5 protein-coding genes are annotated in these 21,505 nt (G+C 67.6%); all 5 read left to right on the forward strand.

Going from position 1 to position 21,505, the window contains the following annotated elements; all coding sequences use genetic code 11:
• Positions 1-619 precede the first annotated feature (619 nt).
• The 5 genes from IBJ82_RS02645 (at position 620) to IBJ82_RS02665 (ending at position 21,454) form a co-directional block, all read left to right on the forward strand.
• Positions 620-18,805, forward strand: coding sequence for an amino acid adenylation domain-containing protein (locus tag IBJ82_RS02645; RefSeq protein ID WP_194824331.1), 18,186 nt, complete (start codon positions 620-622; stop codon positions 18,803-18,805).
• Positions 18,806-18,918: 113 nt separating this feature from the next.
• Entirely contained in the window at positions 18,919-19,512 is a 594-nt protein-coding gene (locus IBJ82_RS02650; RefSeq protein WP_228536401.1) for a biotin transporter BioY, read from the forward strand.
• Positions 19,513-19,524: 12 nt separating this feature from the next.
• Positions 19,525-20,205, forward strand: a complete 681-nt coding sequence (locus IBJ82_RS02655) for an ABC transporter ATP-binding protein (RefSeq protein WP_194824332.1) — start codon at positions 19,525-19,527, stop codon at positions 20,203-20,205.
• On the forward strand, positions 20,202-20,804 hold the full coding sequence (locus IBJ82_RS02660) for an energy-coupling factor transporter transmembrane protein EcfT (RefSeq protein ID WP_194824333.1): 603 nt from the start codon (positions 20,202-20,204) through the stop codon (positions 20,802-20,804). The genes IBJ82_RS02655 and IBJ82_RS02660 overlap by 4 nt, the downstream gene beginning before the upstream one ends.
• A 59-nt stretch (positions 20,805-20,863) precedes the next feature.
• Positions 20,864-21,454 (forward strand): TetR/AcrR family transcriptional regulator, encoded by a 591-nt coding sequence (locus IBJ82_RS02665; RefSeq protein WP_194824334.1) that lies wholly within the window; start codon positions 20,864-20,866, stop codon positions 21,452-21,454.
• Positions 21,455-21,505 lie beyond the last annotated feature (51 nt).

Raw genomic sequence — 21,505 nt, forward strand, 5'->3', positions numbered from 1 at the left:
ACTCGGCAATGCGGCGATATATCGGCCGCGGCGGCCGGTTCGAACATTACTTCAGTTAACTATTGGCATTCCTCTGTAAGGGGAATCCTTAGACGAGTTGAGAGTCCCGGGTCTCCCGCTGTATTCGATGTCCACTTGGTGCTGGAGTATTCGAGACAGGCCACGCAGTAGTTCGTGCTCTCGAGGCTGACGATAGGTTGGCGGACCTGTCGGCCGACCGATCATGCCTGGTCGTGGCATCTATTTGCCACCTCATTGCTGGCATGCCGATCCGAACCGCTCCTTCGTGTTCTCGTAACCCCCACGACACCTTATAGCGATCTCGGCGGCGCGGCAAGAGGATGCGACATATTTGCGGATAGATTCCGAATCGTGCCGAATTCGGTACCTGGTCCCTCCCGTGGGGGTGATCCGATGATGGTCGAATGGCTGGGACGACCCACCGGCGAGACCGCTGAGCATGCGTCGGCGAGGTCGAGTGTCGATCAGTATGGCTGCGCCTTCCTGATCATCCGATGCTGTTTTCGTGACCATGTTGCAAGCTTTCGGCCAGTGAATCAGGCAACTTTACGGCTATATAATCGACCTCTTGAAGAGAGCGGTATCAACGGAGGTCGGAATGGGCCGAAAGAGTCGCGTCGATGACAGTCCGGACCGGTCGAATCGACCGGAAATCAGATCATTCCGTTCTTCCCGAAACGTGAATTCGGGTAACGGTTCCGGCACTGGCTCCAGCGGTAATGCAGACCCCTCCTTCGATATCTTTCCCCTGACGGCGGCGCAGCGGGGTATCTGGTTCGCCCAGCATCTCGCGGAGTCGTCACCGATTTCTGTGGCCCAATATGTCGAGATCATGGGCGAGTTGGACGCCGAACTGCTTGCCGAGGCCTGCAGAACCGCCAGTCGCGAGTTCGAATCCGGGCATATGCGACTAATCGAGGTCGACGGAGAGCCATGTCAGTTCGTCGACGCGGAGCATGGAGCTCTGTCGTCGGTGTTGGACCTGCGCCATCACGCCGATCCGGTGGCGACCGCGCACAGCATGATGGTTCAGGATTATTCCGCTCCGCTGGACGTGCTGAACGACCACCTCGTGACGAGCACGGTGTTCCAGGTCGGCGAGGACCATTTCCTGTGGTACCAGCGAGCGCACCATATCGCGCTCGACGGATTCGCCGCGGTAACGATGTTGCACCGGATGACCGCGCTGTACAACGCTTGGGTGAAGTCCGAGGAACCGGCACCGTGCGCGGCGCAGGACCTGGGGGTCATCGTCGAGCAGGATCTGGCGTACCGGGGTTCGACGCGTTTCGACAACGACCGCAGATACTGGCAGGAGCACCTGGCAGGCGCGCCGCCCGCCGTCAGCCTGGCGGGTCGCGTCGGCAAGCCCACCATTCATCCGGCGCTGGTCAGCACTGAGCTGCCCGACGCCACCGCGAGTCTGATGGAACGCGTCGCGCTCGAACATGGTCAGAGCGTGGCGCCGACCATCGTCGCGGCGTTCGCCGCCTACCTCGCGCGGATGACCGGAAGCGATGAAGTAATGCTGAGCCTGCCGGTGTCGGGTCGGCACTCCGCCGTGCTGCGCCGTTCCGGGGGGATGGTGGCGAACGTGGTCCCGCTGCGGGTGAGGGTCGCCGGCCGCAGCGTCGGTGAACTGATCGCCGCTGTGCAAAGTGAGTTGACGAGCGCACTTCGGCGCCAGCGCTACCGCCAGGAGGACATATTCCACGATATGGGGATCGCGCGCGACGAGGCGACATCCTTCGGGCCTGCTGTGAACCTCATGATGATCGAGAACGAGGTTGTGCTCGGCAACACGACAGGCCGCCTGAACGTCCTCACCTCAGGCCCTACCGCCGACCTTTTCGTCAATATCTACCCGGGTGCGGGCAAAGACAGTACACATATCGACTTCCAGGGAAATCCGAGTGTCTACAGCCAGGACGAGCTCGCTGGTCACCATCGGCGCTTCCGCATGTTTCTGCACGAATTCCTCGCCGGGGGAGCGGGATGTCCGGTCAGCAGATTGTCGCTGCTCGACGCGCAGGAGCGGTCTGCGCTGCCGCGGGTGCGGGGGCCGAGCGGGGTCGAAACACGGTTGCTTCCAGAGATTCTGACCGAGAGCGCGCGCCGCAATCCTAGTGCGTGCGCGATCATCTCGGCCGGGCAGACGATGACGTACGGCGAGTTGGACACCAGATCCTCCCAGCTGGCCCGGCATCTGAGAGCTCTGGGTTGTGGGCCGGACTCGGCGGTGGCGATCATGCTGCGACGCTCGGTCGAATCCGTCGTGGCGACGTGGGCGGTCGCAAAATGTGGGGCCGCGTTCGTCATGGTGGACCCCGAGTACCCGCGCAAGCGGGTGGAACATATGGTCGCCGACAGCGGCGCAGCCGTGGCGGTCACGATCGACGCCTTGCGCGGGCGGCTCCCGCCGGCGCTGCGCTCGGTGGTTCTCGATGATCCCGCAAGCCTGGGGGAAGTGAGCGCCGCGAGCGGGCCGATGTCCGACTGCGACCGTATCCGCCCACTGCGGCCGTCCAATATCGCCTATGTCACCTATACCTCGGGCTCCACCGGAGCGCCGAAAGGCGTCCAGGTCACCCACACCGGCCTCGCGAATCTGGTTGCCGACCGCGCCGCCACGTACGGAATCGACACGACCTCCCGGGTGTCCTATGCCCTCTCGCCCAGCTTCGACGCCGCCATGGAACAGTTTCTGACCTGCTTCGCGAGCGGGTCCACGCTGGTGATCGTGCCGCCCGAGGTGACCGGCGGCGAGCCGCTCACGCGACTGCTGGCAGACGAGCACGTGACCCACCTGACGCTGACGCCCACGATGCTGGCAACGGTGGACCCGCAGTCGGCGACCGACTTGCGAGTGGTCGTGGTCGGCGGCGACGTCTGTCCACCGCACGTCATCGAGCGGTGGGCGCCGACGGTGTCCATGTACAACGAATACGGTCCCACCGAAGCCACCGTGACCGCCGTCGGCGCCATGCTGACACCCGACCACGCCCACCTGGTCGGTGGCCCCATTCGTGGCGTCTCGGCGATGGTGCTGGACCGAACGCTGCAACCGGTGCCGAAGGGCACCGCGGGCGAACTGTATCTCGCCGGGCCGGGACTGGCCCGCGGATACAGCCATCTGTTCGTCGCGACCGCCGCCCGGTTCGTCGCGGATCCGTACGGCGGCGCCGGCGAGCGGATGTACCGCACCGGCGACATCGCGCGCTGGACCGGCGACAACGCCGATATGACGCTGGAATTGGCGGGGCGCAGCGACTTCCAGGTCAAGATCCGTGGCTACCGGATCGAACCGGGTGAAATCGACGCCGTGCTCACCACACACGAGGACGTGGATCTTTCCGTGACGGTGCCGGTGCCCAACAACGCGGGCACGACCGTGCTGGCGTCGTATGTAGTCCCGGTCAGCGGCCGTCGGATCGAACCGCTCGAACTCCAGCGCTTCGCCAGCGATTCGCTGGCGCCGCATATGGTCCCGGCGGTGATCCTCACGTTGGACAGCCTCCCGGTGAACGCCTTCGGCAAGCTCGATCGCGGCGCTCTGCCGAAGCCGGAATTCGGGACCGCGCCGGTCGGCCGGACGCCGGCCACCGCCAGGGAGAAGGTGGTCGCACAGCTGTTCACCGAGGTGCTCGGTGTGCCGCTCGTCGGGGCGGACGACAGCTTCTTCGCCCTGGGCGGCGACAGCATTCTGTCGATCCGACTGGTGGCGCGGGCCAAGGCCGAAGGCCTGAGTTTCTCCACCCAGGATGTGTTCGTGCACAAGACGGTCGCGGCCTTGGCGGCCACTGCCACGGCCACGCAAGCACGTGATACCCCGGAGTTGGACGAGTTGCCCGGAGGCGGCGTCGGCCCGATGCCGTTGTCGCCGATCATGTACGCGATGCTCGATCGGGGCCATTACGACCGATTCGCGCAGGCCGCGCTCGTGCAGCTGCCCGAAGGGGTCGATCGAGCGGGCCTCGTGCGCGCACTGGGATCGCTGCTGGATCGCCACGACCTGCTGCGCGCGGTATTGCGCGGCGATTCAGATGATCGGTACCTCGAGGTACTCGAGCGCACAGCGGTCGACCCGGACGCCGCGCTCGTCGATGTGCGGCTCGATCGACGAGACGCCGCCGAGGTCGACCGGCACCTGCAGCAGGCCGCGGATCGATTGGACCCGGGCAAGGGTGTGCTCGTTCGAGCCGTCTGGATGCAGGATCGCAACGGCTCGGGACCCGACCTGATGTGGCTGGTGATTCACCATCTCACCGTCGACGTGGTGTCGTGGCGCATCATCCTCGCCGACCTCGCGCAGGCCTGGTCGCAGGTTTCCGACGGCGGCGAACCGGACTTCGGCCCGATCACCACCTCGTTCCGGCGGTGGGCACACGGCCTGGTCGAGCGGGCGCCGGGCAGACGGTCGGCGGAGCTCGACAGGTGGAAAGACGTCCTCGCGCGAGGTGATCAGCTACTCGGGTCGCGCCGTCTGGTTCCGGATCGTGACGTCGGGGCCACGGCAGGCCGGGTACATCAGCGCATCCCGGCAGCGGTCACCGAGGCGGTTCTCACCACCATTCCGGACCGCTTCCACTGCAGCGCCAACGATCCGCTGCTCGCGGCCCTGGTACTGGCACTCGGCGAGTGGCGGCGCAGGCGCGGTACGGCGGCGACCGCCGGCGAGTTGATCTCGCTGGAGGGACACGGCCGCGAGGAGCGAGCCGTGCCCGGCGCCGATCTCAGCGGCACCGTGGGCTGGTTCACGACCCGCTTCCCGGTTCGGATCGAGTGGGACGATGTCGACCTCGATGACGCGCTGGCCGGCGGCATGGGCGCTGGAACGGCGATAAAACAGGTGAAGGAGCAGTTGCGCGCGGTGCCGGGCAACGGCATCGGCTATCAGATGCTGCGTCATCTCGATTCCCAGGGCAGCGCCGAGCTCGCGGACCTGCCCGAACCGCAGATCAGTTTCAACTACCTCGGGCGGGTGGGTGTCGGTGAACGCTCGGTGCCCTGGGCGCCCACCACCGAGTTCACCGCACTGACCGCGACGAGCGATCCGGGGATGGCGCTGCCGGCCGTGCTCGATATCAATGCGATCGCCGAGGAAGGTCGCGACGGGCTCGAACTCGACGTGACCTGGGAGTTCGCCTCGCAGGTGCTGGGCAGCGAGGAGGTCGACGAGCTCGCCGGGCTGTTGGCTCGCGCCCTGGGCGCGCTCGCCGAGCACGTCCGATCCGATGCCGGATACGGCTTCACCCCCTCCGACTTCCCGCTCACCGCGGTAGCGCAGGACGATGTCGACCGCTGGCTGGGGGAATACCCGTCGATGATCGACGTGTGGCCGCTCACCGCCTTGCAGTCCGGGCTGCTGTTCCACACGGTCTACGACCGGGACGGCGACGACGGCTACATCGTGCAGGTGGCGCTGACGTTCGCCGGGCAGGTGGACGGTGCCCGGATGCGGCGGGCCGCGCAGGTGCTCATCGACCGGCACGACAGCCTGCGGACCGCTTTCGTCGAGAGTGCCGATGGGCCACGTCAGATCGTCTTGCGCGACACCGGGGTCGATTGGGGCGAGTCGAGTGTCACCGACATCATCGATGTCGACCGGCGGGCGCGCGCACTTCGGCGACTCGCGACGGCGGCCGCGGCTCCGTTCGACCCGGCACGCCCACCGCTGGTGCGGTTCCACCTCGTGCGCACCGGTGTCGATACTTTCCAGTTGCTGGTCACCAACCATCACCTCGTGCTGGACGGCTGGTCGATGCCGCTGCTGATCCACGAGTTGCTCTCGTTGTACATCTCCGACGGCGATACCGGCGAGCTCGCGCCCCCTCGTTCGTACCGCGAGTATCTGCAGTGGTTGCAGGCTCAGGATCGCGACGCCGCAACCGCCGCGTGGCGGGAGACGCTCGCCGGAATCGACAGTCCGACGCGGGTCACGGGCGGGCCGGATCGGTCCGTCACCGCGCAAGTCGGTGAGGTCGACCTGAAGCTGGACGCTGCGACCACCGCCGCGCTTCTCGATCTGGGCCGCTCACACGGCGTCACCGCCAACACGGCCCTGCAGGTGGGGTGGGCACTGCTGGTGGCCACGCTGACCGGACGGTCGGACGTGGTGTTCGGCAATACGATCGCGCACCGCCCGCCACAGATTCCGGATATCGAGCGCATGGTCGGGCTTCTCGTCAACACGCTGCCCGTCCGAGTACGCCTCGAACCCGACGAAACCGTCGGCGAGCTGCTCGTCCGCGTGCAATCCGAGCAGGCCGCCATGCTGGATCACCAGTACGTCGGCTTGGCGGAGCTGCAACGGGCCACCGGTATCACCGATATGTTCGACACCGCGACGGTGCTCGAGTCCTATCCGCTCGACCGGGAACTGTTGGCGCGCAATCTCTCCGACGCCGGTTTGCGGTTCGTCGAGATCGACGCACACGATGCCACGCCGTATCCGCTGAGTTTGCAGGTGACCCCGCCTCGGTCGAGTCACGACGGACGACCGGAGGCCGCCGACCAGCCCGGCACCTACACGGTGGCACTGAAATTCGCCGCCGACCGATTCGATTCGGACGAGGTCCGCACGCTGCTCGAACGCTTCGAGCTCCTTCTCACGCAGATCGTCGGGTATCCGGCCCGGAAGGTCGCCGCGATCTCCTCCTGCTGGGATTCCGAACGGACGGAACTGCTTTCGGTCGGCAGCGAGGAGCCCGCCGCGGAGCTCGTGCTGCGCGACATCCTGTGGGGGACCGCGCGGAAGTATCCGGATGCCGTGGCTGTCCGGTGCGGTGACACCACGTGGACCTATCAGGAGCTGGAGCGTCGCGCCGACGGGTTCGCTCGCCTGCTGGCCGACCACGGTGCTCGCGCGGAGTCGATCGTCGCGTTGGCCGTTCCCCGTTCGGCCGAACTGGTGGTCGCGATCTGGGCGGTGGCGAAGACAGGTGCCGCCTTCTTGCCGTTGGATCCCGGCAATCCCGCCGCGCGGATCGAGGAGTTGCTGACGGACTCCCGGACCGGTCTGGGCGTGACGACCGGCGCTGTCGCGCCACAGCTTCCGAATACTGTCGACTGGTTGATCCTGGACGCTTCGGCTTCGGACGCGCAGCAGGGTCTACCGCGTCCGTCCGGTTTCCCGGCCGGGTCCGACCGGCTATCGGCCGACAACGCGGCATACATGATCTATACGTCCGGGTCGACCGGCAAACCGAAGGCGGTCCACCTCAGCCATCGAGGACTGGCCGACCTCGTCGCGGCGCAAGTCGACGCCTTCGGTGTCAGTACGGATTCGGTGGTGTTGCAGGTCGCGTCGCCGGGATTCGACGCCTGCCTGTCGGAGTTGCTGTTGGCACACGGCAGTGGCGCCGCTCTCGTGGTGGCGCCGCCGGAGGTGTACGCCGGGACCGACCTCGAGGAATTGGTTCGTGCACAGCAGGTTTCGCACGCGATCATCACCCCGTCGGTGCTGAAAACCATGGATCCGTCCCGGACGCCGTCGTTGACATCGCTCGCGGTCGTCGGCGAAGCGACCGAGTCGGACACTATGGATCGGTGGGGCCATGGGCGACGGCTGATGAATCATTACGGACCTACCGAGTGCACGGTCTGGGCGACGGGGTCGGATGCGGTCGTACCCGGCGAGCCGGTGACGATCGGCGGCCCGATCCGAGGCGCGTCCGCGATGGTTCTCGACACGTGGCTGCGGCCGGTGCCGGTCGGCGTCGTGGGCGAGCTCTATATCGGTGGGCCCGGACTTGCCCGCGGGTACGTCGAGCGACCGGGCGTCACCGCGTCACGCTTCGTCGCCGATCCGCGATCCACCCGAGGCGAGCGGATCTACCGCACCGGTGATTCCGTGCGCTGGGTCCGCGGCCGCGCCGGCTTGGCACTGGAATATCTGGGCCGGGGCGATCAGCAGGTCAAGATTCACGGCCTGCGGATCGAGCCGGGGGAAATCGATGCCCACCTGGCTCGACACCCGGATGTGGCGAGCGTGGCCACCGTCGTGGTGAAGGGGCCTGCCGACGAACCGATTCTGGTGTCCTACTTCGTCTCCGCCTCGGGCACCGCGGTAGATGCGGCGGCACTCGGCGACGATCTCTCGGGCACGCTACCGCGCTATATGAATCCCGCGGCGATCGTGCAGCTCGAGGAGATGCCGCGCACGCCTACGGGGAAACTCGATCGGAAAGCATTGCGGCAGCGGGCGTTCGAATCCGACGCCGCAGGCGGCAGAACGCCGTCGACGCATGCCGAACAGGTCGTGGCGAAACTCTTCGCCGAGGTACTCCATCTCGACACCGTGTCCGCCGACAGCAACTTCTTCGCGCTCGGCGGGGACAGTATCGTCTCGATGCGGCTGGTGGCGCTGGCGAGATCCGCCGGGCTCACCTTCACGCCGCGAGATGTCTTCGAAGGCAAGACAGTTGCCGCCCTTGCCGCGATGGCAGGCGGCGATCCGGCGCCGGTGATGGATCGCGCCTCGGACTCGCCGCTCGTCGCGCTCACACAGCCCGACCGCGCTCGGCTCGAGCAGCAGTACCACGGCCTGTCCGACGTATGGCCGTTGTCGCCCATGCAATCCGGCGTGCATTTCCACTCGACGTTCGACCCGGATGCCGGGGACAACTACACCGTCCAGACGATGATCGGATTTTCCGGCGCGGTCGACGGTGAGCGCCTGCGCCGTGCCGCTCAGGCAGTGGTCGACCGGCACGATATCCTGCGGGCTGCCTTCGTGGAGACCGCGGCCGGGCCGTGCCAGATCGTGCTCGACCATGCCGAGATCGGGTTCCGAGAGATCGATCTCGCCGGTGGCGGCGATGTGGAGTCCCCGGAATCGATTGCCGCAGCGGACGCGGCGGCGGGATTCGACCTGTCGGCTGCTCCGCTCCTGCGCTTGACGCTGATCCGTCTCGATGCGGGGTCCTTCCGGCTGCTCGTCACCAACCATCATGTGATCCTGGACGGCTGGTCGATGCCGCTGCTGATGCGAGAACTGCTCGACTACTACGGGTCTCCCGACCATATCGACTCCGCCGGACCCGCTCCCTCCTACCGCGATTATCTGTCCTGGCTGGGGCGGCAGGACAGTTCCGCAGCCAAAGCGGCATGGGCGCAAGCCTTTTCAGATGTCGACGCACCCACCCGGGTGTCCCGCGACGTGGGCGCGGCGGGTTCGGTATCCGCCGAGGTCCGGGCCGAACTGACGGCGGATCGTCTCGGCGAACTCCGTCGAGTGGCGGCGGAGGCGGCCGTCACCCTCAATACGGCGGTCGCCGCGGCCTGGGCCCTGAATCTGCGCGTGCTGACCGGTGAGACCGATGTGATCTTCGGCTCCGCGATGTCGGGACGGCCCCCGGAGCTGCCGCTGGTCGATCAGACGCTCGGCATGTTCCTGACCACGATTCCCGTGCGAGTCCCGCTCGAACCCACCATGACGGTGCGCGCGTTGCTGACCAGCATTCAGGCGCGGCACGCCGGCATGCTGGATCATCACCATATCGGCCTACCCGAGATTCACCGCAGCGTCGGCCTGCCCGAACTGTTCGATACCGCCATCACTTTCCAGTCGTTCCCCGTCGACCGGACGGCACTGCAGCGACTCATCGATTCGGCGGGCCTGCGGGTGGACGAACTCAGCGGTGTCGACGCGACGCCGTACCCGCTGAGCCTGGTCGTGGAACCGAAACAGTCCGAGCACGGCGAAGCACAGGGACTGCGGATCACCCTCCGATTCCACGACCGCGCATTCGACACCGCGGCCGCGCACCGGATCCTCGACCGCTTCGTCGAGTTGCTCGGCCGGATCGCGGTACACCCCGATGTACGGCTGAGCGAGCTGCCGCTCGACGAGGAACAGGGGCCGTCGTGGCCGGTTTCGGGTGCGGAACAGGCGATCCCGGACACCCTGGACCGGATACTCGCCGCTCGCGCTGCCGCCGAACCCGATGCGGTCGCCGTGCGATGCGGTGCGACCGCCATGACGTACCGGCAGCTCGACGAGCGATCCGCACGTCTGGCCCGGGTCCTGCTGCGACACGGTGTCCGGCGGGGACAGGTCGTCGCCGCTGTGCTTCCGCGATCCCTGGCGGCGACCCTCGCCCTGTGGGCCGTGGCGAAGACCGGTGCCGCATTCCTGCCGATCGATCCGACCCTGCCATCGGAGCGGATCGAATATCTGCTGTCGGACTCGAAAACCGCGCTCGGGCTGACCGACACGTTTGCCAGGGACCATCTTCCCGACAGCGTCGAGTACCTGATCCTCGACCAGGAACAGATCCTTGCCGCCGGGGACTCGGTTCCCGCTGCGCCGATCACCGACGCCGAGCGCGGCGGACCGATTCGACGGGATCAGACCGCGTACGTGAGCTACACCTCCGGGTCGACCGGGATGCCCAAGGGCGTACTCGTCAGCCATCGCGGCCTGGCCGACATCGTCGCGGCACAGCGGCGGATACTCGGCGTCGACCCGATGTCGGTGGTACTGCAGGTGGCCTCGCCCAGCTTCGACGCCTCGGTGTTCGAGCTGTTGATGGCGCACGGCTCGGGCGGTCGACTGGTCGTATCGCCTGCCGATGTCTACGCCGGACCCGAACTGGCGGATCTCATCGGGCGCGAACATGTTTCGCATGCGGTGATCACACCCTCGGCGCTGGCGACCATCTCGTGCGACGGTCTCGACGGGCTGCGCGTGCTGGCAACAGCCGGTGAGCCCGTCGGGCCGGAACTGGTCGATCGGTGGGCGCCGCATCGCACCATGGTCAATCTCTACGGGCCGAGCGAAAGCACTATCTGGGCTACCGCCAGCGATGCGCTGACGCCCGGCGCCGCGATCACGATCGGCAGGCCGGTCGGCCCCGTCGCGGTCGTCGTCCTCGATACCTGGTTGCGGCCCGTGCCACACGGTGTCGAGGGCGAGCTGTACCTGTTCGGCGCCGGTCTGGCCGATGGGTACGCCGCCAGGATGGGGTTGACCGCGGCGCGGTTCGTCGCGTGCCCGTTCGCGGAGCCCGGTCAGCGCATGTACCGCACCGGTGACGTGGTGCGCCGCGGCGCCGATGGCGATATGGAGTTCTTGGGGCGCAACGATTTTCAGGTGAAGGTGCACGGCACCAGGGTCGAGCTGGGCGAGATCGACGCGGTGCTCGACGCGCGTGCGGATGTGGCGTACGCGGTGACGGTGCCGCGCCGCGACGGCGGGCGCCCGGTGGTGCTGGTGTCCTATGTCGTGCCCGCGCCGGGGACGGAGGTGTCGGGAGAGGAGTTGCGTGCGGCACTGGCCGAGGTGTTGCCCCGGTACACGGTGCCGTCCGCGGTGATGGTGCTGGACGAGGTGCCGCTGACCGTCAACGGGAAGCTGGATCGCGAGCGGTTGCCCGAGCCGGTTGCCGTCACGCGAGAATTCCGGGCGCCGTCGCCAGGATTGGAAGAATTGGTCGCGCGGACCTTCGAGCAGGTGCTCGACGTGGACCAGGTGGGAGTCGACGACGACTTCTTCGCGCTGGGCGGCGATTCACTGAGCGCCTCGATGGTGGTGGCGCGCATCGGCGCGGCCCTGGACGCGCGCGTGCCGGTGCGGTCGGTTTTCGAGGCGCCGACCGTCGGCGGATTGGCCGGGCTGGCCGCGGCGGCCAGCGGTGGGGGCCGGTTGCCCCTGCTGCCGGGAGTGCACCCCGACTCCGTGCCGCTGTCGCTGGCACAGCAGCGAATGTGGTTCCTGAACCGGTTCGAGCCGGACTCCGCGGTGCACAACATTCCGGTGATGCTGCGATTGTCCGGACGGCTCGACACCGACGCGCTGGGCGCCGCGCTCGCCGATGTGGTCGCGCGCCACGAAGTACTGCGGACGATATATCCGGAGGTCGCCGGTGAGCCCCGGCAGGTCGTTCTCGACGAGCCCGCGGTGCCGGTGCGGCCGGTGCGAGTGCACGCGGATTCGGTCCCGGAGGTGGTGGGCGAGTTCGTGCGGGGTGGATTCGATGTGACTGCCCGAGTGCCGATGCGCGTGGGATTGTTCGAGCTGGGCGCCGAGCACGACAGTGACACCGGCGAATTCCTGCTGGTGCTCGTGGTCCATCACATCGCAGGCGATGGTCAGTCGATGGGGCCACTGGCCCGCGACGTGATGGTGGCCTATGTCGCGCGACTGGCCGGGCAGGCGCCGGAGTGGGAACCGCTCGCTGTGCAGTACGCGGATTTCGCGTGGTGGCAACGGCAGATGCTGGGGGCCGCGGACGATCCGGCGTCGTTGATGTCGCAGCAGGTGGAGTTCTGGCGCTCGACCCTCGCGGGTGCACCGGACCGACTGGAACTACCGGCGGACCGCCCACGCCCGGCCGTCGCGTCGCTGTCGGGAGACCGGGTGCCGGTGGAGATCGGTGCGAGGCTGCACGAGCGGCTGGTCGCGCTGGCGCGGTCGCGGGGGTCGTCGCTGTTCATGGTGATGCACGCGGCGCTGGCAACGGTATTGGGGCGGCTCAGTGGCAGCGATGACATCGTGATCGGCACCCCGGTCGCGGGGCGCGGCGAGCCCGGTCTCGACGATCTGGTGGGGATGTTCGTGAACACGCTGGCCTTGCGGACCCGGGTGGATACGGGCGAGCCGTTCGCCGAGTTGCTGATGCACACCCGGGAGACGGACCTGCTGGCGTTCGAGCACGCCGACGTGCCCTTCGAGCGGGTCGTGGAGGAGTTGAACCCGGAGCGATCGGCGGCCCGACATCCGTTGTTCCAGGTGGCCTTGGCGTTCCAGAACGTGTCGACGGTCGATGTGGCGCTGCCCGACGTCCGGGTTACGCGGGCGAATGTGGATACCGGGGCGATCCAGTTCGACCTGCAACTGGTGCTGGCCGATTCCTCCGGCAATACCGCGGTGACGCAGGGTATGTCGGGAATGCTGACCTATGCTCGGGATCTGTTCGACGAGGCGACCGCAGCGGCGATCGTCCGGCGGCTGGTACGGGTTCTGGAAGCCGTCGCCGACGATCCGACCGTAGTAGTCGGGGATATCGACTGGCTGGAGGCCGACGAGCGTACGGCGCTCACGTCGCGGGTCGGGGCGCGCACCGTGGAGGCGCTGGAACCGCCCGGATTGCTGCCGGAGGTGTTGGCCTCGGCCGTCCGGGACAACGGCGACGGTATCGCCGTCGTCGCGGGGGATACCACGTTGTCGTATACGCAGCTGGACGAACGATCGAGCCGGCTGGCGCGATTGCTGATCCGCCGTGGCGCCGGACCGGAGAATCCGGTGCTGGTGGCGGCAGCGCGGTCGACGGAGTCCATCGTCGCGTGGTGGGCGGTGGTGCAGTCGGGTGCGGCGTACGTGCCGGTGGATCCACGCTATCCCGAAGGCCGGATCGAGCAGATGGTGTCGGATTCTCGTGCGACGCTAGGGGTTACGGTGTCGTCGGTGCGTGCCCAGCTACCCGATTCGGTGGACTGGATCGTGCTCGACGACCCGGCCGTCGCCGCGCGGATCGACGCGGCGGCGAGCGGCCCGATCGGCGACGACGAGCGGACACGTCCGCTGCGGGCCTCGGATGTCGCCTACGTGGTCTTCACCTCCGGATCCACCGGAGTGCCGAAGGGTGTGGCAGTCACCCATTCCGGCATCGCCGACTTCGTCTCGGGGCGGCGCGCCGACCGCGGGCTCCAGCACACGTCCAGGGTGTTGCTTTTCGCGTCGCCGTCGTTCGACGCCGCACTGATGGAGATCCTGATGGCGGTCAGCCGGGCCGGCGCGTTGATCGTGGCGCCGACGGGGATCTACGGCGGCGGTGAGCTGGCCGAGTTCTTGCGCGTGCAACGGGTCACCCACGCCTTCATGACCCCGGCCGCGCTCGCGTCGGTGGATCCGGCCGGGCTCGACGACTTGCGGCTGGTGATGTCCGGCGGCGAGGAGGTCCCGGCGGATCTGGTGAGCCGATGGGCGGGCACCGACATCGCGGGCGCCCGGCAGTTCCAGGTGCTGTACGGGCCGACCGAGGCCACGATGCTCGCCACGGCGACCGGCGCGCTGCACCCCGATGATCGGCCGACGATCGGTGCCCCGTTGCCGGGGATCCAGGCGCTGGTCCTGGATGCCCGGCTGCAGCCGGTGCCGGTGGGGGTGGCCGGCGAGTTGTATCTGGCGGGTCCGGCGCTGGCGCGCGGATATCTGAACAAGGCGGCTACCGATGCGGCGCGGTTCGTGGCGCATCCGTTCGGGGAACCGGGACGCCGCATGTACCGAACCGGTGATGTGGTGCGTTGGAATACCGACGGTGATCTGGAGTTCTTGGGGCGCAACGATTTCCAGGTGAAGATCCGTGGGTACCGGGTGGAGCTGGGCGAGATCGACGCGGTGCTGAGCGCGCGGGCGGAGGTGGCATACGCGGTCACGGTGCCGTGGCGTGCGGGCACCGGTCCGGCGCAGTTGGTGTCCTACGCGGTGCCCGAAAGCGGGGCGAGCCTCTCAGGCGAACAGTTGCGCACGGCGTTGGTCGAGGTGCTGCCGTCGTACCTGGTGCCCGCCGCGGTGATGATCCTCGACGCGATCCCCTTGTTGCCGAACGGAAAGCTCGACCGCACGGCCCTGCCCGCACCCGTTGTCCAGGCCAAGCGGTTCCGGGCCCTGGTGTCACCGGCGGAGGAAATAGTGGCAGGCGTGTTCGCCGACGTCCTCGGTATCGACGGTCCCGTCGGCGCCGACGACGACTTCTTCGACCTCGGCGGCAACAGCCTGGTGGCCACCCGGGTCGCCGCGCGGATCGGTGCCGCGCTCGACGTGACCATCCCGGTGTCGATGATCTTCGAAGCGCCGACGGTCGAGAGGTTGGCCGCGCGCGCCGAATCGCATGCCGAAACCGGTCGGGTAGCGCTGACCGCGCAACCGCGGCCGCAGCGAATCCCCCTGTCGTCGGCACAGCAGCGGATGTGGTTCCTGAACCGGCTCGAGCCCGGCTCGGCCGCCTACAGCATTCCAATGGTGCTCCGACTGTCCGGACAGCTGGATATCGACGCGCTGCGCGCGGCGATCGAGGACGTGCTGAATCGGCACGAAGTACTGCGGACCGTATACCCGTATGCCGAGGGCGAGCCGTCGCAGGTCGTCCTACCCACCGCGCAGGCCTGTGCGCCGATCACCGTGACCCCGGTCGCGGAACCGGAACTGGCCGAGTCGTTGTCGGCGTTCGTCTCGACGGCGTTCGATGTGACGGTCGAGGCGCCGGTGCGGGTGCGGTTGTTCGAGCTCGGGCCGAACGAGTGGGTCCTGGCCGTGGTGGTGCACCACATCGCCTGCGACGGGTCGTCGCTCGGCCCGCTGGCACGGGACATGATGACCGCGTACACGGCTCGCCTGCTCGAGAAGGCGCCGAGTTGGCTGCCGCTGCCGGTGCAGTACGCCGACTACGCGATCTGGCAGCGGACGGTACTGGGGGCCGAAGACGATCCGGAGTCGCTGCTGCGTGCCCAGATCGACTACTGGACACTCGAATTGGCGCAGCTCCCGGTGGTGCTGGGGCTGCCGACCGACCGACCGCGTCCGCCCGTGCAGACCCATGCGGGCGCGAGCGTACCGATGGCCATCGGCGCCGATCTGCATGCGGGACTACAGCAGGTCGCGCGAGCACACAACACGACGCTGTTCATGGTCTTCCACGCGGCGCTGGCGGCCACGCTGGCCCGGCTGGCCGATACGGACGACATAGCGATCGGCACTCCGTTCGCGGGCCGCGGCGAGCCCGAACTCGACGATCTGGTCGGGATGTTCGTCAACACCCTGGTGCTGCGGACCCGTTTGACGCCGGGGATGACGTTCACCCAGTTACTCGAACACCAGCGGGGGACCGATCTGGCCGCGTTCGGGCACGCCGATGTTCCGTTCGAGCGGCTGGTGCAGGAGTTGAACCCGGTGCGGTCGCACGCCCACCATCCCCTGTTCCAGGTGATGCTGGCATTCCAGAACGTCGCCGGGGCCCAGTTCGAACTTCCGGGGCTCTCGGCGTCCGCCATGACGGCCGACGCCGACATCGCACTGTTCGATCTGCTGATCACGATGTCGGATTCCTATGACTCCGCCGGTGACCCGGCCGGCATCAGCGGCGCGGTGATCTACGCGAGCGACCTCTTCGAGGCGACGACAGCGACAACGATCGTCGATCGCCTGCTGCGATTGCTCGACGCGCTGGTGACCGATGCGACCCAGCTGGTGTACGAGGTGGATCTGCTCGGCTCCGATGAACGCGAAACCATTCTGACGCAGTGGAATTCGACCGATCGCAGCCTGGATTCGGGCGAGACGCTCGCCTCCGTCTTCGCCCACTCCGTGCGGGCGCACGCGGACCGGCCCGCGGTGACATTCGGCGAACAGACGTTGACCTACGCGGAATTCGCGTCCCGCGTACATCGGACGGCGCGGTGGTTGATCTCCTGCGGGGTGGGTCCGGAGTCGTTGGTTGCGTTGCGGATGCGACGTTCACTGGACCAGGTCGTCGCCATATACGCGGTGCACGCCGCAGGCGGCGGGTACGTGCCGGTTGATCCGGACCTGCCGGCGGATCGCATCGCCTACATGCTGGCCATCGCCGCACCGGTGCTGGAGCTGTCGTCCCTCGATGGGCTGGAGCTGTCCGGATTCGAAGACGGTCCGGTCACCGACGCCGATCGGCTCGCACCGCTGCGATCGCACAATATCGCCTACGTGATCTTCACTTCGGGGTCGACCGGTCGACCGAAAGGCGTTGCGATATCGCACTGTTCGGTGGTCAACCAGGTGCGGTGGGTCAACGAGACCTACGGACTGACGCCGAATGACGTCGTGCTGCAGAAGTCCCCGGCCACGTTCGACATGTCGGTGTGGGAGCTGTTCGCGGCACCGGTGGTGGGCGCGCGGCTGGTGATCGCGCGAGCCTACGGGCATACCGACCCGGCTTACCTCGCCGAAACCATCGCCGCCCAGCGGGTCACGTTCGCCGCCCTCGTGCCGTCGATGCTGGCGGTACTCGCGGACATGGCGCCCGCGGAATCACTCGCGTCGTTGCGGACGCTGCTGGTGGGCGGTGAGGCATTCGGCCCCGAGACGGTGGCCGCGGCACGGCGAATAGTGCCCGGGGTCGAGTTGCACAATCTGTACGGGCCGACCGAAGCCACCGTGTGCTCGACCGCGCATCGGGTGACCGAAGCCGAGAGCGGGAACATGCCGATCGGCTCGCCGGTATGGAACACGCGGGCATACGTACTCGACGACCGGTTACATCCGGTACCGGCCGGCGTCGCCGGGGAGCTGTACTTGGCGGGCACCCAGCTCGCCCGCGGCTACCAGTCACGTCCTGGCCTCACCGCGGAACGGTTCGTGCCCGACCCGTACGGTGACGGCCTGCGCCTCTACCGCACCGGCGACTTGGTGCGCTGGCGCCGGACCGGCGAGTTGGAGTACCTGGGCCGCACCGATTTCCAGGTGAAGCTGCGCGGCCTGCGTATCGAACTCGGCGAAATCGAGGCAGTACTCGCCGAGCACCCCAGCATCGCGCGGGCGATCGCGGTGGTGCGCCCCATCGGTGTGATGGAACACCTCGTCGCCTACGTCGTGCCCGCCGCGGGCGCCACGGTCGATACCGTGGCGGTGTCGGCGCACGCGGCGACCAAACTGCCCGACTACATGGTGCCCGCCACGATGATGGTGCTCGACACGGTGCCCCTGCACACGTCGGGCAAGCTGGACCCGTTGCGGCTACCGGAGCCGGTGCTCGCGGCGGCGGAGTTCAGGGAGCCCTCGTCGTGGCTGGAAGGCGAGGTCGCACGGGCCTTCGGAACGGTCCTCGGTGTGGAGCGGGTGGGCGCGGATGACGACTTCTACGCATTGGGTGGCAACTCGCTGAAGTCGGTGCAAGTGGTGAGCGAGTTGCGCAAGGAACTCGACTACGAGGTTCCGATCAGCTGGATGTTGTCCGATCCCTGCCCCGCCGACCTGGCAAAGCGGATCGAATCCAGAATCGACTCCGATCCCGCCGTCGACGGGACCGATGCCGGCTTCGACACGCTGCTGCCGATCCGGACCGGTGGCGAGCGAGCCCCACTGTTCTGTATCCACCCGGCCTTGGGCCTGTCGTGGTGTTACCGCACACTCGACCGCTACCTCTCCGACGATCGACCGATCTACGGCATCCAAGCGCCACAGGTCGGCGGCGAGATCCCCGGTCCGACATCGATCGAGGAAATGGCCGCACGCTACTTCGCCGAGATTCGCACGGTTCAGCCACACGGCCCCTATCACCTCCTCGGCTGGTCACTGGGTGGTGCGATCGCCCACACCATTGCTGTCCAGATGCGCGCCGCCGGTGAAGAGGTCGCGCTGCTGGCAGTGTTGGACGCCGAGGTGGGCGGTGTCGACGAGTCGACGCTGCGCGCCGTCACGGCCGGTGAGCTGATCAGCAATCTCGGCCCGGTCATGGGCGTCGATTTCGTCAGCCCCGACGCGACTGCCGAGGAGGCCGCCGACCTGATCGAACGGCACCTGGGGGCCAGCCTCGGTATCGACGCCGCGCGGATCCAGCGCCTGACCGATGCCTACAACCTGGCGATCCGGGCAGCCGGCGCGTGGCGTCCCGCGGTCTTGGACAGTGACATGCTCTATTTCACCGCGACCCGCGAACGGCGATCCGATGCCACGGGTCACGAGGGCTGGGCGGGGCTGGTCCGCGGGCAGCTGTCGAATTTCGACATCGATGCGGCCCACCTCGAAATGACCCAACCGGGTGCGATCGCCGAGATCGCCCGGATCCTCGACGCGCGATGGGATAGCTGACCGCGTTTCCTCTCGACCAGGTGGCCCACCTGGCGGTCCGGTTCGGTGCCTGCGGGTGCGACACCGACCTGGTCGCCTGCTATTTTGAACGTCGTTCAATGATGTAGCGAAGGATGTCTGCCGTGCCCGAAGTCGAACAATCCCCGAAGCGGGCAACCGGATTCACCGCACGGGACATGGCGCAGATCGCGGTGTTCGCGGCCCTGATCGCCGCCCTCGGCCTGCCCGGTGCGATCACCGTCGGGTTCAGCGGGGTCCCGATCACGCTGCAGACGCTCGGAGTGATCCTCACCGGTGCGATCCTCGGCGCCCGCAAGGGCACGGCCGCGGTGGCGGTGTTCATCGCGCTGACCATGATCGGGCTGCCCCTGCTCTCCGGTGGCCGCACCGGCCTCACCGCGCTGGCTTCGCCGACGGCCGGCTATCTGATCGGCTGGATTCCGGCGACGCTGGTCATCGGGCTGCTCACCGCGATGATCCTGCCGAAGTATCCGATCGTGCTCGGCCTGCTGATCAACGCCCTCGGCGGCATCGTGATCATCTATCTGTTCGGCACCGCGGGCCTGCTCGTGCGCACCGATCTCAGCCCGTGGGCGGCGGTGTCGACCAACTTCGCCTTCGTGCCCGGCGATCTGGCCAAGGTCGTGATCGCCACGGTCGTCGCGAAGGGCGTGCATCGCGCCTATCCCGGGCTGATCCGTGCCTGATCGCCGGGCGTCGTGAGCGAGATCGTCGTCGACGCGGTGGGTCACCGTTTCGGTGATCGGACCGTGCTGCGCGATATCGATCTGCGGATCACCGAACGCCGGGTCGGATTCATCGGCGCCAACGGGTCGGGCAAATCGACGCTGGCCCGCATGCTCAACGGACTGCTGAAGCCGGCCACCGGCACGGTGACCGTCGACGGGCTCGACGTCGCCCGCAAGGGCGCGCAGGTGCGACGCAAGGTCGGCTTCGTGTTCACCGATCCCGACACCCAGATCGTGATGCCCACGGTCGCCGAGGACCTCGCGTTCTCGCTGCGCCGCAGCGGTCTGAGCAAGGCCGAGATCGCGGCCCGCGTGCAGCGCATGCTCGACCGCTTCGGCCTCGCCGCGCACACCGACCATCCGGCACACCTGCTCTCCGGCGGGCAGAAACAGCTGCTGGCCATCGGTTCCGCGCTGATCCGCGAGCCCGAGGTGATCGTTGCCGACGAACCGACCACGCTGCTCGATCTGCGCAACGCGCGGCGGGTATCACAGGCGCTGAACTCCCTCGACCAGCAGGTGATCGTGGTAACCCACCAGCTCGGATTGCTCGACGGGTTCGATCGAGTCGTAGTACTGGACAACGGTTCCGTGGTTTTCGACGGCCCCCCGGTGACGGCGATCGACGCGTATCGGCAACTGATCGAATGATCGGGCTGTACTGCCCCGGCGACTCGCTGCTGCACCGGATGCCCGCCGGGGTGAAGCTGGCGCTGTTGCTGGTCTCGATCCTGGCGATGACGGTATTCGTCCGTGGCCCGCTCGGGGTGCTGGTCGCCGTGGCTGTGGTGGCCTGCCTGTTCGCGCTCGCCCGCGTCTCCTGGCGGGTGGCCTTCGCCCAGGTGCGCCCGGTGCTGTGGATGACCGCGATCATCGGGGTGTTCCAGTTGCTCACCACCTCACCGCAGCGAGCCGTGGTGGTGTGTGGGGTATTGCTCGTGTCGGTGGCCCTCGCGGCACTGGTCACGGTGACCACGCGGGTAACCGCGATGCTCGACGCGCTGACTCGCGCGCTGGGTCCGCTGCGTCGCGTCGGAGTGAACCCCGAGCGAGTGAGTCTGCTTCTCGCGCTGGCGATTCGGTGCGTTCCGTTGCTGGCGCAGATCGTCCACGATGTCGGCGAGGCCCGGCGGGCGCGAGGGGTGTCGTGGTCGGCGACCGCACTGGTCACGCCCGTGCTGGTGCGGGCATTGCGGACCGCCGACGCGATGGGTGAAGCGCTGGCCGCACGCGGTGTCGACGACGACTGAGCTCGCGGGGTGGACGTTCAGCTTGCCATTCCTAGACGACCGGTCGTATAGTTCTTCGCATGGCACGACCACGGCGTAGCGACGACACGAGAGCGCTCCTCATCGAGGAGGGCGCGGCCGACCTGCTGGCCAACGGCTATCACGGCACCGGCATCAAGCAGGTGCTCGACAAGGTCGGGGTGCCGAAAGGCTCGTTCTACAACTACTTCGACAGCAAAGAGACGTTCGCCCGAGCGGTGATCGGGCATCATTCACTGTGCATCCAGCGCAATCTCGCCGACGCCTTCGGCTCCACCGCTGATCCCCTCGGTGGCGTGCGCGTCTTCTTCGCGCGGCAGACCGCCGAGTTCGTGCGCACCGACTTCACCGGCGGATGCCTGCTCGCGAACCTCGCGGCCGAGCTCGAGGGTAGCGACGTGCTGCGGGAAGAACTGTCGAGTGCCTGGGTGGCCTGGCGTGACAGCGTCGCGGCCGCGTTGCGTGCCGCGCAGGCCGACGGCTCGGTGCGCGGCGATATCGACGCGGTCGACCTCGCCGACCTGCTCCTCGAATCGTGGGAGGGCGCCGTGATCCGGATGAAGCTGCAGCGCACCGTCGAGCCGCTGCACAAGTGCCTGAAACGTCTGCTGGACGACTACTTCCGGCCCTGATCAGGGTCGGGCGGACCGGCTGGTTGCCGCTTGTTTATTCCAAGACGACCG

Source organism: Nocardia sp. XZ_19_231 (assembly GCF_015355705.1).
Taxonomy (GTDB): domain Bacteria; phylum Actinomycetota; class Actinomycetes; order Mycobacteriales; family Mycobacteriaceae; genus Nocardia; species Nocardia salmonicida.

Bases quoted from the DNA above. Each gene is read 5' to 3' on its own strand.
- IBJ82_RS02665 (WP_194824334.1), top strand. From the start codon at position 20,864: ATGGCACGACCACGGCGTAGCGACGACACGAGAGCGCTCCTCATCGAG.
- IBJ82_RS02650 (WP_228536401.1), top strand. From the start codon at position 18,919: ATGTCTGCCGTGCCCGAAGTCGAACAATCCCCGAAGCGGGCAACCGGA.
- IBJ82_RS02660 (WP_194824333.1), top strand. From the start codon at position 20,202: ATGATCGGGCTGTACTGCCCCGGCGACTCGCTGCTGCACCGGATGCCC.
- IBJ82_RS02645 (WP_194824331.1), top strand. From the start codon at position 620: ATGGGCCGAAAGAGTCGCGTCGATGACAGTCCGGACCGGTCGAATCGA.